The 11,884-nt window shown below is 63.0% G+C and carries 15 protein-coding genes and 1 tRNA gene; 9 read left to right on the top strand and 7 right to left on the bottom strand.

The window, feature by feature from the left end; genetic code table 11:
- Positions 1-182 precede the first annotated feature (182 nt).
- Positions 183-575, top strand: a complete 393-nt coding sequence (locus B9Z03_RS04055) for a TIGR02300 family protein (RefSeq protein ID WP_085463009.1) — start codon at positions 183-185, stop codon at positions 573-575.
- A gap of 162 nt (positions 576-737) precedes the next feature.
- A tRNA-Ala gene (locus B9Z03_RS04050) sits at positions 738-813 on the top strand.
- A gap of 66 nt (positions 814-879) precedes the next feature.
- Here B9Z03_RS04050 and B9Z03_RS04045 read toward each other — a convergent pair.
- Complete coding sequence (locus B9Z03_RS04045) at positions 880-1,545, bottom strand: TetR/AcrR family transcriptional regulator (protein WP_085463008.1); 666 nt, start codon at positions 1,543-1,545, stop codon at positions 880-882.
- A gap of 157 nt (positions 1,546-1,702) precedes the next feature.
- On the opposite strand from B9Z03_RS04045, the gene B9Z03_RS04040 reads away from it, so the two are divergent.
- The 7 genes from B9Z03_RS04040 to B9Z03_RS04010 all read left to right on the top strand — a co-directional run bounded on the left by B9Z03_RS04040 (position 1,703) and on the right by B9Z03_RS04010 (position 7,843).
- Positions 1,703-2,611, top strand: coding sequence for a shikimate dehydrogenase (locus B9Z03_RS04040; protein WP_244561657.1), 909 nt, complete (start codon positions 1,703-1,705; stop codon positions 2,609-2,611).
- A complete protein-coding gene (locus B9Z03_RS04035) occupies positions 2,608-3,495 on the top strand; it encodes an SMP-30/gluconolactonase/LRE family protein (protein WP_085463007.1) in 888 nt (295 codons plus the stop codon). Before B9Z03_RS04040 ends, B9Z03_RS04035 begins: the two co-directional genes overlap by 4 nt.
- 21 nt (positions 3,496-3,516) lie before the next feature.
- Complete coding sequence (dctP, locus tag B9Z03_RS04030) at positions 3,517-4,506, top strand: TRAP transporter substrate-binding protein DctP (RefSeq protein ID WP_085463006.1); 990 nt, start codon at positions 3,517-3,519, stop codon at positions 4,504-4,506.
- 30 nt (positions 4,507-4,536) lie between these two features.
- Positions 4,537-5,523 (top strand): TRAP transporter substrate-binding protein DctP, encoded by a 987-nt coding sequence (gene dctP / locus B9Z03_RS04025; protein ID WP_085463005.1) that lies wholly within the window; start codon positions 4,537-4,539, stop codon positions 5,521-5,523.
- Positions 5,524-5,584: 61 nt separating this feature from the next.
- Positions 5,585-6,103, top strand: a complete 519-nt coding sequence (locus tag B9Z03_RS04020; protein WP_085463004.1) for a TRAP transporter small permease — start codon at positions 5,585-5,587, stop codon at positions 6,101-6,103.
- Positions 6,100-7,401, top strand: coding sequence for a TRAP transporter large permease (locus B9Z03_RS04015; RefSeq protein WP_085463003.1), 1,302 nt, complete (start codon positions 6,100-6,102; stop codon positions 7,399-7,401). Before B9Z03_RS04020 ends, B9Z03_RS04015 begins: the two co-directional genes overlap by 4 nt.
- A 4-nt stretch (positions 7,402-7,405) precedes the next feature.
- The gene (locus B9Z03_RS04010) at positions 7,406-7,843 is read left to right on the top strand and encodes a type II 3-dehydroquinate dehydratase (protein WP_085463002.1); all 438 of its coding nucleotides are present in this window, start codon (positions 7,406-7,408) and stop codon (positions 7,841-7,843) included.
- 3 nt (positions 7,844-7,846) lie between these two features.
- Here B9Z03_RS04010 and B9Z03_RS04005 read toward each other — a convergent pair whose 3' ends face one another.
- The 6 genes from B9Z03_RS04005 to B9Z03_RS03980 form a co-directional block, all read right to left on the bottom strand.
- Positions 7,847-8,965: a low temperature requirement protein A gene (locus B9Z03_RS04005; RefSeq protein WP_348528995.1), complete on the bottom strand. Its 1,119-nt coding sequence runs from the start codon at positions 8,963-8,965 to the stop codon at positions 7,847-7,849.
- Positions 8,966-9,088: 123 nt separating this feature from the next.
- On the bottom strand, positions 9,089-9,409 hold the full coding sequence (locus tag B9Z03_RS04000) for a nuclear transport factor 2 family protein (protein ID WP_210191341.1): 321 nt from the start codon (positions 9,407-9,409) through the stop codon (positions 9,089-9,091).
- Positions 9,410-9,444: 35 nt separating this feature from the next.
- Entirely contained in the window at positions 9,445-9,708 is a 264-nt protein-coding gene (locus B9Z03_RS03995; RefSeq protein WP_085462999.1) for a hypothetical protein, read from the bottom strand.
- 83 nt (positions 9,709-9,791) lie between these two features.
- Positions 9,792-10,418, bottom strand: coding sequence for a DUF3011 domain-containing protein (locus B9Z03_RS03990; protein WP_085462998.1), 627 nt, complete (start codon positions 10,416-10,418; stop codon positions 9,792-9,794).
- Between the two features lie 30 nt (positions 10,419-10,448).
- Positions 10,449-11,018 (bottom strand): hypothetical protein, encoded by a 570-nt coding sequence (locus B9Z03_RS03985; RefSeq protein WP_244561656.1) that lies wholly within the window; start codon positions 11,016-11,018, stop codon positions 10,449-10,451.
- Between the two features lie 46 nt (positions 11,019-11,064).
- The gene (locus B9Z03_RS03980) at positions 11,065-11,838 is read right to left on the bottom strand and encodes an SDR family oxidoreductase (RefSeq protein WP_085462996.1); all 774 of its coding nucleotides are present in this window, start codon (positions 11,836-11,838) and stop codon (positions 11,065-11,067) included.
- Positions 11,839-11,884: the final 46 nt, after the last annotated feature.

Here is an 11,884-nt window from a genome sequence, read left to right as displayed (position 1 = left end):
CGGCGCCGGGCCTGGTTCCCCTCCGGCGCCGGCTGTGGCAATTCCGGCCTTCAATAAGCTTTGACAGGGGCTCGACTTGTGGATATGGGACCGAACTCATTTTTACGGCGCGTATCCTGCGGGCGAAGTTCCGCACGGCGCGGTCCGGGTAATCCCGGGCCTGTTTCCACGAGGCGGACACAGTGGCGAAACCTGAACTTGGTACCAAGCGCATCGACCCGGAAACGGGCAAGAAATTCTATGACCTGAACCGCGATCCGATTGTCTCGCCTTATACCGGCAAGAGCTATCCGCGGTCCTATTTCGAATCGACCGTGCTGAGCCCGGTCGAGGAGGAAGAGGAGGTCGCCGACAAGGAGCTCGACGCCGAGGACGACGCCCCCGACATGGTGTCGCTCGAGGAGGCCGACGACGAGGCCAAGGGCGGCACGGACGACCTGCCCGATCTTGGCGACGATGACGACGTCGAAATCGACGACGAGGACGACGACACCTTCCTGCCGGACGAGGAGGAAGAGGACGACGATGTCGCCGACATCATCGGCGTCGGCGGCGAGGACGACGACGAGATCTGATTTTACAGGCCTGGAGGCCGGATTCCGACAAAGTCGGCATTCGTGTCGCGGAGGCCTTGATCTTGCGAGGCGGCGGGGTTAGAAGCCGCCTCGATCTTCGGCAGGGATCCCATCCTGCCGAGCTCTCCGCCGGAGACGGCGCGGTCCGAAAGGCCGGAGCGTGGGGCCATAGCTCAGTTGGGAGAGCGCTTGAATGGCATTCAAGAGGTCGTCGGTTCGATTCCGATTGGCTCCACCAATTTTCCTATCACTCACATCCTGAGAAATGGCCTGCAGCGCCAAGACGGCGAACTGCAGAGATGATTCAGGCCGCGACGAAGCGAAGGATCATCTGCACCGTGTTCTCGCGGAGGCGGGCCTGCTCCTCCGGGGCACCTGTGTCGCGCCCGAAGATCTTCGAGAACGTCGCGCGGTTCGATACGTTGAAGAAGCACAGCGCGCTGACCTGCCAGTGCAGCTCGATCGCGTCGATGCCCGGGCGGAAGACGCCCTCAGCCAGACCCCGCTGGTAGATGCGGGCGATGTGGTCGATGGCGGTTACGTTGAGGCCACGGATGACCTCCGAACCGGCGAGATACTCTCCGTGATGGATGTTCTCGATCATCACCATGCGGATGAAATCCTCATGCTCGTGGTGATGGTCGAAGGTGAATTCGACCAGCCTGCGCAACGCCTCGACGGGCGGAAGGCCCTCGGTATCGAGCTTGGACTCGCCCTCGCGCACGCGGCGGTAGGCGTTCTCCAGCGCGGCGAGATAGAGGCCTTCCTTGTCGCCAAAGTAGTAATAGATCATTCGTTTGGAGGATCGCGTCCGCGCTGCGATCTCGTCGATCCGCGCCCCGGACAGCCCGTTCAGCGCGAACTCCTCGGACGCGATCTCAAGGATGTTGCGCCGGGTTCCCTCCGGATCCTGCGTGCGCGTCGGACCGTTTTCGATCCTGCGCCGGCTGCCCGCGGCCTTGCCCTCCATGCGTGCGAACGCCTTTCCTTCGACGTTGTTGACTAAACTAACCAGTTCGTACATTGTCGCCAATATCCGATGCGGGCCATTTACCGGTCCGCGTCCGGCAAAGACAAGAGCGGCGCCGCGCCGCCGGCGGATTCATCATCCGTCCAGGGAGAGAGACGTGACGACGGTCGCCGACGCCATCGCCGGGATGCTGAGGGCCCTTGCCGGGCCGCGCGGCGTTCGTCGTGACGGGTCCATTACCATCGGTCTTATCGGCAGGGGCATCCAGCTCTCCCGCTCGCCGATCATGCACGAACTCGAGGCGAGGCGGCTGGGCCTCGACTGCGTTTATCATCTGCTCGACTTCGACCGCTTTGGCCTGCCCGACAGTGCGCTTGGCGAGGTTGTTCAGGCCGCGGCTACAGCCGGGTTCGCGGGGGTGAACGTTACCCATCCGTTCAAGCAGGCTGTGCTGCCTTTCGTCGACGAACTCTCGATCAATGCGGCGTCGATCGGCGCGGTGAACACGCTGGTTTTCAGCGCCGGGCGTGTGAAGGGTCACAATACGGATTGCTGGGGGTTCGCCGAGAGCTTCCGCGACGGCTTGCCCGGGGCGGCGGTGAGCCGCGTCGCGCAGTTCGGCGCGGGCGGAGCCGGCGTCGCGGTCGCCCGCGCACTGATCGACCTGGGTGTAGGGGAGCTGATCGTCGTCGATAATGACCGCGCACGCGCAAGCGCACTTGCCGAGCGGATGAGTGCCAATGGAACCACGCGCATACGCACCGAGACGGATCATGCCGTGGCCGTTCAGTCCGTCGAGGGGATCGTGAACTGCACGCCGGTGGGCATGGCGAAATATCCGGGCACGCCCTTCGCAGTGAGCCTGCTTGCGCAGCGTCAGTGGGTTGCCGACATCATCTACTTCCCGGCGGAGACTGAATTGCTCAGGGCGGCCCGCGCGCTCGGCTGCCGCGTGCTGCCTGGAGCCGGGATGGCCGTCTACCAGGCGGTCCGCGCCTTCGAGCTGTTCACCGGCCGCGCGGCGGACCGGTCGGCGATGGCCGAACATTTCGGAGCCGCCGCATGACGGTTGCCGTCCGCCAGCCCAAGGTCGAATGCGTCGTCGAAAGCCGCGACCGGCTCGGCGAGACGCCGTTATGGTGCGATCGCACGAACAGGCTGTGGTGGATCGACATCGAGCAGCCGCGGCTCCAGTCCTATGATCCCGCGACCGGGGACCATCGGGTGACGGAGCTGCCCGGCACGTTCGCGGGCACGCAGGCGCTTGCGAAATCGGGCGACAGGCTCCTTGCCAAGGATCTGACCCTCTATCTCTGGGACGACGCCACCGGCCGGGGCAGCACGCTGGCGAGCGTGGAAGCTGGTCTGGACAATCGCCTCAACGACGGGCGGGTGGATGCGCGCGGCCGTTTCTGGGTCGGCACGATGGACAACCAGCTGCACCGGCCGAACGGCTCGCTCTATCGCATCGATCCCGACGGCGCGGTTGCAAGGATGGCGGGCGACGTGATCGTCGCGAACGGCATTGCCTTTTCGCCGGACGGCCGCACGCTCTACTTCACCGATACCCGCCGCTATACGAGTTACGCCTACGATCTCGACCTGGACGACGGCATCGTGACCAACCGGCGCATCTTTGCCGACTACACGGCAACCGGCGATCGTCCGGACGGCGCCTGCGTCGACGTGGACGGCTGCCTGTGGGCCGCCTTTTTCGCAGGCGGTCGCGTGGTGCGCTATCGGCCGGATGGGGCGATCGACCGCGTCATTCCGATGCCGGTCACCAATCCGACCTGCCTCTGCTTCGGCGGGCGGGATCTGAAGACGCTCTATGTCACGAGCGCATGGAAATTCCTCGACGCGGCGCAGCTTGCCTCCGAGCCGATGGCCGGCGGCCTGTTCGCGATCGAGGGCGTGGGACAAGGCATTCCGGAGCATCGCTTCGGCTGAGACATACGAGGGAGGATCTTGATGACATCCACATTCACGCGCCGCGCTCTTCTGGGGGCCGCAACGGCGATCGGCATGCTTGCAACGGCCGGGGCCGCGATGGCCGAGCCGATCAAGCTGCGCTTCGCCGATTCGACCACGGCGGATGCGCCGCGCTCGAAGGCCCTGGTCGAGATCTTCGCGAAGAAGCTTGGGACTGATTTTGTCTTCGAGCCTTACTTCGGCTCGACGCTCTACAAGCAAGGCACCGAGATCGTGGCCGTGCAGCGCGGCAACCTCGAAATGGCGCTGATGCCGCCCTCTGACTTCGCCAAGCAGGTTCCCGCCTTCTCGATCCTGACTGCCGCCTATCTCGTTCGCGACGCCAAGCACCTGAAGGCGATCTTCGACAGCGAGATCGGCGCCGAGTTCAAGAAGATGGCGCGCGAAGAGATGGGCGTGGTGGTGCTGGCGCCGGCTTACTACGGCACGCGCCATCTCAACCTCAAGGGCGACAAGAAGATTTCGAAGCCCGAGGATCTGGCGGGCATCAAGCTGCGCATGCCGGGCGGCGAAGCATGGCAGTTCCTGGGCGAATCGATCGGCGCAAATCCCGTCGCGGTCGACTATGCGGAAGTCTACACCGCGCTGCAGACCGGAGCGATCGACGCGCAGGACAATCCGCTGCCGAACGACAAGCTGATGAAGTTCTACGAGGTGACCGACCAGATCGTGCTGACCGGGCACAATGTCGGCTTCGGCCTGCTGATGATCAACGCAAAACTGTTCGATTCGCTCACGCCCGAGCAGCAAAAGGCGATGCAGGCCGCGGCGGACGAAGCCTTCGCGTGGAGCGACCAGGAATACGTCAAGCAGGAGGCCGAACTGATCGACTTCTTCAAGGGCGCCGGACTGGACGTCTACACGCCCGACATCGAGGCCTTCCGGGCCTACTCGAACAAAAAATACCTCGGATCGACACTGTCCAAGGATTGGCCGGAAGGAATGATCGACCGCATCAATGCACTCTAGCACTTAACCAGCAGAAAGGGAGGAAGAAACATGACATTTCAGACCACACGCCGCCGGTTCATCATCGGCGCCGGCCTGGCGGCCACCGCGACGGCATTGCCCGCCTGGGCGCAGGACAAGCCGAAGCTGCGCTTCTCGGCCGTCTTCTCGGAGCAGGACATCCGCGCCGAGATGATGAAGATGTTCGCGGAGGCGATCGCGGAGGACTTCACCTTCGAAGGCTACTACGGCGGCAACCTGTTCAAGCAGGGCACCGAGCTCGTCGCCCTGCAGCGCGGCAATCTCGAGATGGGCAACATCGCGCCGCAGGACATCTCGAAGCAGATCCCCGCCTGGTCGATCCTCACGGCAGGCTACCTGTTCCGCGACGCGGCCCACCTCAAGGCGTTCTTCGCCAGCGAGGCCGGCGCCGAGATGAAGAAACTGACCGAGGACCAGCTCGGCGTGAAGGTGCTGGGCCCGACCTATTTCGGCGTGCGCCAGGTGGGGCTCAAGGTCGACAAGGAGATCAAGACGCCTGCCGACATGGCCGGTATCAAGCTGCGCATGCCCGGTGGCGACGCCTGGCAGTTCCTTGGCACAGCGCTCGGCGCCAACCCGACGCCGATGGCCTATGCCGAGGTCTATACCGGCCTCCAGACCGGTGCGATCGACGGGCAGGACAACCCGTTGCCGAACGTAGAGAACATGAAGTTCTATGAGGTGATGACGCAGATCGTCCTGACCTCGCACCTCGTCGGATACGACCTGCTTACGGTCTCGAAAAAGGTGTGGGACGAGATGGGCGCGGAGAAGCAGGCGAAGTTCCAGGCGGCGGCCGACAAGGCGATCGACTTCTCGACCGAGAAGCATCTGGCCCGCGAGAAGGAACTCGCCGAGAGCTTCAAGGCGAAGGGGCTGAAGATCTACGAGCCCGACGTCGCCGCCTTCCGCAAGCATGTCCAAGAGCAGTATCTGGCGTCCGAGCAGGCGAAGGAATGGCCGGCCGGCATGGTGGACAAGATCAACGCTCTGTGAAGGTCGATCACGAGGCCGCCAAGGATGTCCCTGGCGGCCTCATTCTCGGGAGAACGGATTGATGGCCAAGGGATGGGCGTCTTGGGGCGCGTGGCTTTATCGGCGCGGCGAGAACTTCATCGCGCTGATGATCGGCGTCATGTTCATCGCCTTTCTTCTGCAGGTGGTGTTTCGGTACGTGCTCAACTGGCCGACTGGATGGAGCAATGAACTCACCGTCGTCCTGTGGATCTGGGTCGTGCTCTTCGGCGCCGCGTTCGTCGTTCGCGAGGAAGAGGAGATAAGGTTCGATCTGATCTATAGCGCCGTGGGCCCACGGGCACGTCGGTTCATGACACTGGCTTCGGCTGCCGCCCTGATCGGGCTTTACGGCTGCTCGTTTCCGGCGGTCTTCGATTACGTGACCTTCATGAAGGTGGAACACACCGCCTATCTCAAGATCCGCTTCGACTGGCTGTTCTCGATCTACATCGTTTTCGTTCTCGCCGTGATAGCGCGCTATCTCTGGCTAGGCTTCCACGCGCTCAAGGGCGACGCGCCGGACGAATTCGATCCCACCAAGGCGAGCTCCGGCGTATGAACTTCACCAGTCCCTTCTCGCTGTCGCTCGTAGCGATCACGGCGCTCGCCTTCCTCGGCCTGCCGATCGGCCATGCGATGATCGCCGGCTCGATCCTCTATCTCTGGCTGGCCGGACTGGACATGGGCACCGCGGCCGAGCAGCTGCTCAACGGCCTCTACACCAGCTACCTTTTGCTGGCGGTGCCGATGTTCATCCTCGCCGCCGAGATCATGAATGCCGGATCGATGACGGATCGCCTGCTGAACTTCTGCAACGCCGTGGTCGGCCGGTTCCGCGGCGGCCTGGCGCAGGTGAACGTGCTGCAGTCGATCATCTTCGCGGGCATGTCCGGATCAGCGATCGCCGACGCGGCCGGAACCGGCAAGATGATGCAGCAATTGATGACCAAGGACGGCAAATACCCCGCGAGCTACGCCGCCGCGCTGACAGCCGTAACCTCGGTGATCGGGCCGATTATCCCGCCGTCGATCCCGCTCGTCATCTATGCGCTTGTTTCCGATGCCTCGATCGGCTTCCTTTTTATCGCAGGCATCATTCCAGGCCTGCTGCTCGCCCTCGCACAGATGGCAATCGTCGCGGTAGATGCCCGTCGCAAGAACTTCCCAGTGGAAAAGCCGGTGCCATTGCGCGAGATACCGGGAATCACACTTCGAGCGTTCCCGGCACTCCTGTTGCCGGTCGTTCTGCTCGTCGGCATCCGCGGCGGCGTGATGACGCCTACCGAAGCAGCGGGCGTCGCGGCCGGGTATGCGCTCCTCATTTCGGTTGCGATCTATCGCAGCGTCTCGCCGCAGGAGTTCTATCGCGCGCTGCTGAACAGCGCCCGTACCACGGCCTCGATCGGCATGCTGCTCGCAGGGGCCATGGTGTTCAACTATGTTGTCACCATCGAGAACATTCCGCAGTCTCTTTCGGCCCTGCTGCTTGCCTGGAACCTGTCGCCGACCGGTTTTCTGATTCTCGTCAATGTCCTGCTCCTTCTGCTCGGATGCATTCTCGAAGGAACAACGATACTTTTGGTGATCGTGCCGGTTCTTATCCCGACGGCTCAGGCGCTGGGGATCGACATGGTGCACTTTGGGGTGATGGTGGTGCTCAACATCATGCTCGGGCTGATCACACCGCCCTACGGACTGCTTCTCTTCATCATGACCCGCATCGCCGAAGTGCCGTTGCGCGACATCGTACGCGATACGATACCGTTCCTGTTCGCGATGATCTTCGTTCTCGCTGTCATTACCTTCGTGCCAGACGCGGTGCTGTGGCTGCCGCGGCTCTTTGGATATCAGGGATAAGCCAATGAAGCCGATCTACGTCCTGAACGGCCCGAACCTGAACCGCCTCGGCAAGCGCGAACCGGAAATCTACGGGACGACGACGCTCGCCGAAATCGAGGCGATGTGCCGGCACGCTGCGGGAGATCGGCCGCTCCGCTTCCACCAGACCAATGCGGAGCATCAACTCGTCGACTGGGTGCACGAGGCGATCGATGAGGGAGCGGGCATCGTGATCAACCCGGCGGGCCTCAGCTTCCGCTCGATCCCGCTGCTCGACGCGCTCAAGATGTTTCCCCGCCCGATCATCGAGCTGCACATCTCGAACATCCACCGCCGCGAGGAGATCTATCACACCTCGCTGGTGTCGAAGGTCGCGACGGCGGTGATCGCGGGGTTAGGGCCGCGCGGCTACGAGGTCGCCGTGAAGGCGCTCGGAGACCTCATCGCCTCGGATCCGTGACCGTCAGATCCCGGACTGTCTGGCGCGCCTCGAACGACTGTCCCAAATGCCGACGGCAAGCATGACGAGCGTGGTGAGCCATCCCATCGTCAGAAGATCGACCGTCTGCGCGACGGGAACGAGCGCCGCCAGCACCGCGACCCCCGCAATGTGCGAGAGGGGCAAGACACCGTAGACCACCTTCTTGTAGACCGCACCGCCGAGCAGATAGATCACCGGCCCTGCCGAAAGAACCAGTGCATAGGCCAGTTTCGGATGCTCATGCGGGTGGGAAAGCACGAGATCGTTTCCAACCGCCGTCGCGATAATGCCCGCGACCAGGATGGCGTGAGCGTAGTGGAAGTAGGCGCCGATCCGGCCGGGATCCTCGGAGTGCGTAATCGTCTCGGTGGCATCCTCGCTCGATGTGCCGAAATACAGCCACCACATCGCCAAGGTGCCAAGAAACGTGGCGAGCATCGCCGACAGGATCGGGACATCCCAAACCTCGGTGCCAGTCAGCGTCACGCCGGTCGCCAACAACGTCTCTCCGAGGGCCACGATCACGAAAAGCTGGCATCGTTCTGCGAGGTGGCCGCCCTCGATCGTCCAGTCGCGGGTGGACGAGCGTCCGAGCCCCGGCAACGCGAAGCCGAACATCGGGGAGAAATATTCGCACGCGACGGCGATCGCCCACAGACCCACCCTCGTCCAATGCTCCGTCAGACCGCCGGCGATCCAGAACACGGCGGAGATGACGAGCCATCCGAGCATGCGTCGATAGTTGGCCGAGAGCGGATGGTCCGGGCCAAGTTCCCACGCGATATAGGCGGTCCGGCCGACCTGTATGGCAACATAGGCGCACGCGAAGATCAGCCCGCGCTCGGCATAGGCGCCATCGAGCGAGGCCGACATCACAAGACCCGCGAGCATCACGACAAACAGCAGCCCGCGAATCCGTGGCGTCGCCGGATCGAACCAGTTTGTGACCCAGCAGGTGTATTGCCAACCGAGCCATACGGCGAACCAGAGGATCAGCGTCTCGACCACGCCGGTGAACGTCAGATTGTGCAGCAGTTCGTGGCTGAGCTGCGTCACCGCGAAGACGTAAACGAGATCGAAGAACAGCTCTTCGAACCGCACGCGGGCGTGATGGCCATCGCGGCGACGTAGAAGCGGATGATGACTTGAAGTGCCGGAACTGCTCATGTGTGGACTGGCTGTTGGTGGAAGACAGGGATTTGTGAACCGGCAGGCCCTATGAGGTCAATTCGCCGGAATGCGGAACTCGGTGATCAGGCCGTCGACGATCGTGACATAGGCCTGGCTGCGACCGTTGAAGACGCGACTCTTCCAGTCGAAGACGATGTGGGTGGTGTTGCCGGTGGTGGTCGCCTCTACCACGGTCATCTTCGCACCGGCGCCGATCGCATCGGAACGGGCCCAGGACCGCACGCCCTCGTGCCCCCTGAGGACGCGGCCCCAGTCGTTGATGACGCCGTTCGCGGCGAAGGCCGCGACGAACGCGTCTGTGTCGGCCGCGTTGATCGCATCGATCGCGGCCTGGAGTACGGACGGCAAGGGCATGAACATATCTCCTGCTGGACCTTGGGTGACGAAACTTATTCCCTGGGCAGATAGGACGCGATGAAGATCGCCAGGCACGCCGGGAGGAGGAAGATCAGCAACAGGATCGGCAGTTCCTCGGCAAACGTGTAGCCGGCGCGGGAGACGCCAACCCACATGTTGACGCAGGCGACCACAAGCCAGACCGGCAGGAAAATCCAGGCCGCCGCCGCGGCGCCACCCGGCCCTCTCCGGCGACCCAGCAGCATGAAAACGCCGAGCAGCGCAAGACCGGCGAGGATCATCGTCAGCGTATGCATGATGCGTCGCCGGGCTCCTGTCCCCGCTGCGCCGGGCCGCAACGCGGCCCCGGCAAGGCTTGTCACCCAGCTGGGCGCAGGCGTTACTGGTCGCTGTCGTCGGTGCTGTCCGGGTCGTCGACAAGACATCCGACGCCGTGGCAGCCCTGATAGTTGCCGTGAGTGTCGAAGTTCGGCTCGCCCTGCGCGTCGAACTGCGGCCTGGTGTCGATGGTGTCGTTGTCGTCCGGCGGGGTGACCATGCAGCCGATCCCGTGGCAGCCATTGTAGCCGTCGTCCTCGCGCACATTGCTGGTGGTGTGCTGATGGCCATGATGATTGCCCGCCACGATGCCACCGACGATCGCACCGATGACTGCGGCGCCAACCGCAGCGCCTACGTCGTGACCATGCTCGTCATAGGTGCGGGCGCCGGGATCGACCTTGCCGCCGCGGCCATAGTGGTATCCGCCGACATCAGCGAAGACGCCGGCACAGCCGTTGGCCACCCAGATATAGCCGGACTGCGGATTGTATCCCCAGCTCCGGTTCAGGATGCACGCGCTGCTTGAGACCTGGTGGATCAGCTGCGGCTGCTTGAGCGGACCGGCCCAGCACTCGCCGTACTGATAGTTGCGCGACACGCATTTGACCGTCGACTGCGCCTGTGCAGGCAAGGCCATGTAACCGAGTGCGATTAGAGCGCCGGCGGCGGTTAGGACGCGTATCATGTCATGTTCTCCTGATTGCGGATCGCGGGATCAGTCGTTGATCGCCGTGATCCGGATGACATTCGCATCGCCGACCCCGGAAAACCAGACTTCGCCGTCCCCTATACATACGCCCTGCCAGTTGGCGAACAGCGTCGCATAGGTCTGGTTCGCGACCGCTTTCTTCACCTTGTCCGTGACGATCTTGTCGTAGTCGGCGACGAAATGCGCCGCGTCGCGGATCCTCACCGCCTTGCCGGCAATCCTGCCGTGGAACGGATAGTCGACCATTCCAGCGATGGCCTGCTTGTCGCCGGCCGCGACCGCCGACTGCAACTTCTCAAAGAAGGCGCGATAGGATTTATGCTCACCGAACAGTCCGTCGAGCGAATTGTCCACCTCGGCAGCAGTCTGCGCAAGCGCGGGCGCGACGGGCTGAAGGCTCAACAGGCCGGCAAACAGAGCTATGATCAATCGACGCATTTCAAACCTCTTATTCACGCATCCACGACCGGGAATGGCCATGTGCGGCGCCGCTCCACCTGGACGAGACCGGGGTAGAGCGGCGATTGCAATGCTTGGAGTTATCAGATGCGCAAACCGGACGATAAAGTCGGCCATGCTGACATCAGTTGTCAGAAATCACGACCAATCGCGGCGGCCACTCTTATTTCGTCGTGTAGCCGCCATTGACCAGGATCGTCTGGCCGGTCATCCACCAGCCGTCCGAGACGAGGAAACGGATGTAGGGAACGATGTCCTCGATGTCCGTCAGGCCCGTCTTGGAGAATCCGGAGAGCGCCGCGGCCGTTTTGTGGTAGGCCTGTGCCTCCGGCGTCTCCTGGCCGTAGAAGAACGGGGTGTCCATCGGACCGGGCCCGATGGCCGTGACGGAGATGCCACGCTCGCCGAACTCCTTGGCGGCCGCACGGGTGAAATGCTCTACCGGGGCCTTGGTGCCGGCATAGGAGGCATAGAACGGCGTGAACGCGCCCAGCAGCGAGGTCACGAGCGTGCAGATCTTGCCATTGTCATTCAGGCTCTTGCCGGCTTCCTTGATGAAGAAGAATGCCGACTTGGCGTTGACCGCGCTCATCTCGTCATACTCGGCCTCGGAAATGTCGACGATCGGCTTCTTCAGCACCTTGCCGACGGTGTTGATGGCGATGTCCGGGCGTCCGACTGCGGAGACCGCATCGGCGAACAGCTTCTCCACTGCCGCCGCCGTCGTCAGATCGGCCTGCAGCGCAACGGCTTTGGCGCCGTGTTTCTTCACCGCGTCCACCGTCGCTTCCGCGTCGGCCTTGGTCGCTGCGCTGTTGTAATGGATCGCGATCGCCGCGGCGCCGTTGGCGGCAAGATCGCGGGCGATCAGACCTCCAAGATTCTTGGCGCCGCCGGCGATGATGACTGTCTTGTCCTTGATGGCGTGGTCCGTCATGGCATTCTCCGTTTCTCAAGCTTGCCTTCAAGCTTTCCGTCGATAA

Origin of the sequence: Mesorhizobium australicum (genome assembly GCF_900177325.1) — a bacterium.
GTDB classification, from domain to species: Bacteria; Pseudomonadota; Alphaproteobacteria; order Rhizobiales; family Rhizobiaceae; genus Mesorhizobium_A; species Mesorhizobium_A australicum_A.
Note: the sequence above shows the minus strand (reverse complement) of the source record. Positions and strands in the feature narration are given on the sequence as shown.

Coding starts and splice junctions, on each gene's coding strand:
- B9Z03_RS04035 (WP_085463007.1), top strand. CDS start 2,608: ATGACGGTTGCCGTCCGCCAGCCCAAGGTCGAATGCGTCGTCGAAAGC.
- B9Z03_RS04010 (WP_085463002.1), top strand. CDS start 7,406: ATGAAGCCGATCTACGTCCTGAACGGCCCGAACCTGAACCGCCTCGGC.
- dctP (WP_085463006.1), top strand. CDS start 3,517: ATGACATCCACATTCACGCGCCGCGCTCTTCTGGGGGCCGCAACGGCG.
- B9Z03_RS04000 (WP_210191341.1), bottom strand. CDS start 9,409: ATGCCCTTGCCGTCCGTACTCCAGGCCGCGATCGATGCGATCAACGCG.
- B9Z03_RS03990 (WP_085462998.1), bottom strand. CDS start 10,418: ATGATACGCGTCCTAACCGCCGCCGGCGCTCTAATCGCACTCGGTTAC.
- B9Z03_RS03985 (WP_244561656.1), bottom strand. CDS start 11,018: ATGGCCGACTTTATCGTCCGGTTTGCGCATCTGATAACTCCAAGCATT.
- B9Z03_RS03995 (WP_085462999.1), bottom strand. CDS start 9,708: ATGCATACGCTGACGATGATCCTCGCCGGTCTTGCGCTGCTCGGCGTT.
- B9Z03_RS03980 (WP_085462996.1), bottom strand. CDS start 11,838: ATGACGGACCACGCCATCAAGGACAAGACAGTCATCATCGCCGGCGGC.
- B9Z03_RS04045 (WP_085463008.1), bottom strand. CDS start 1,545: ATGGAGGGCAAGGCCGCGGGCAGCCGGCGCAGGATCGAAAACGGTCCG.
- B9Z03_RS04015 (WP_085463003.1), top strand. CDS start 6,100: ATGAACTTCACCAGTCCCTTCTCGCTGTCGCTCGTAGCGATCACGGCG.
- dctP (WP_085463005.1), top strand. CDS start 4,537: ATGACATTTCAGACCACACGCCGCCGGTTCATCATCGGCGCCGGCCTG.
- B9Z03_RS04020 (WP_085463004.1), top strand. CDS start 5,585: ATGGCCAAGGGATGGGCGTCTTGGGGCGCGTGGCTTTATCGGCGCGGC.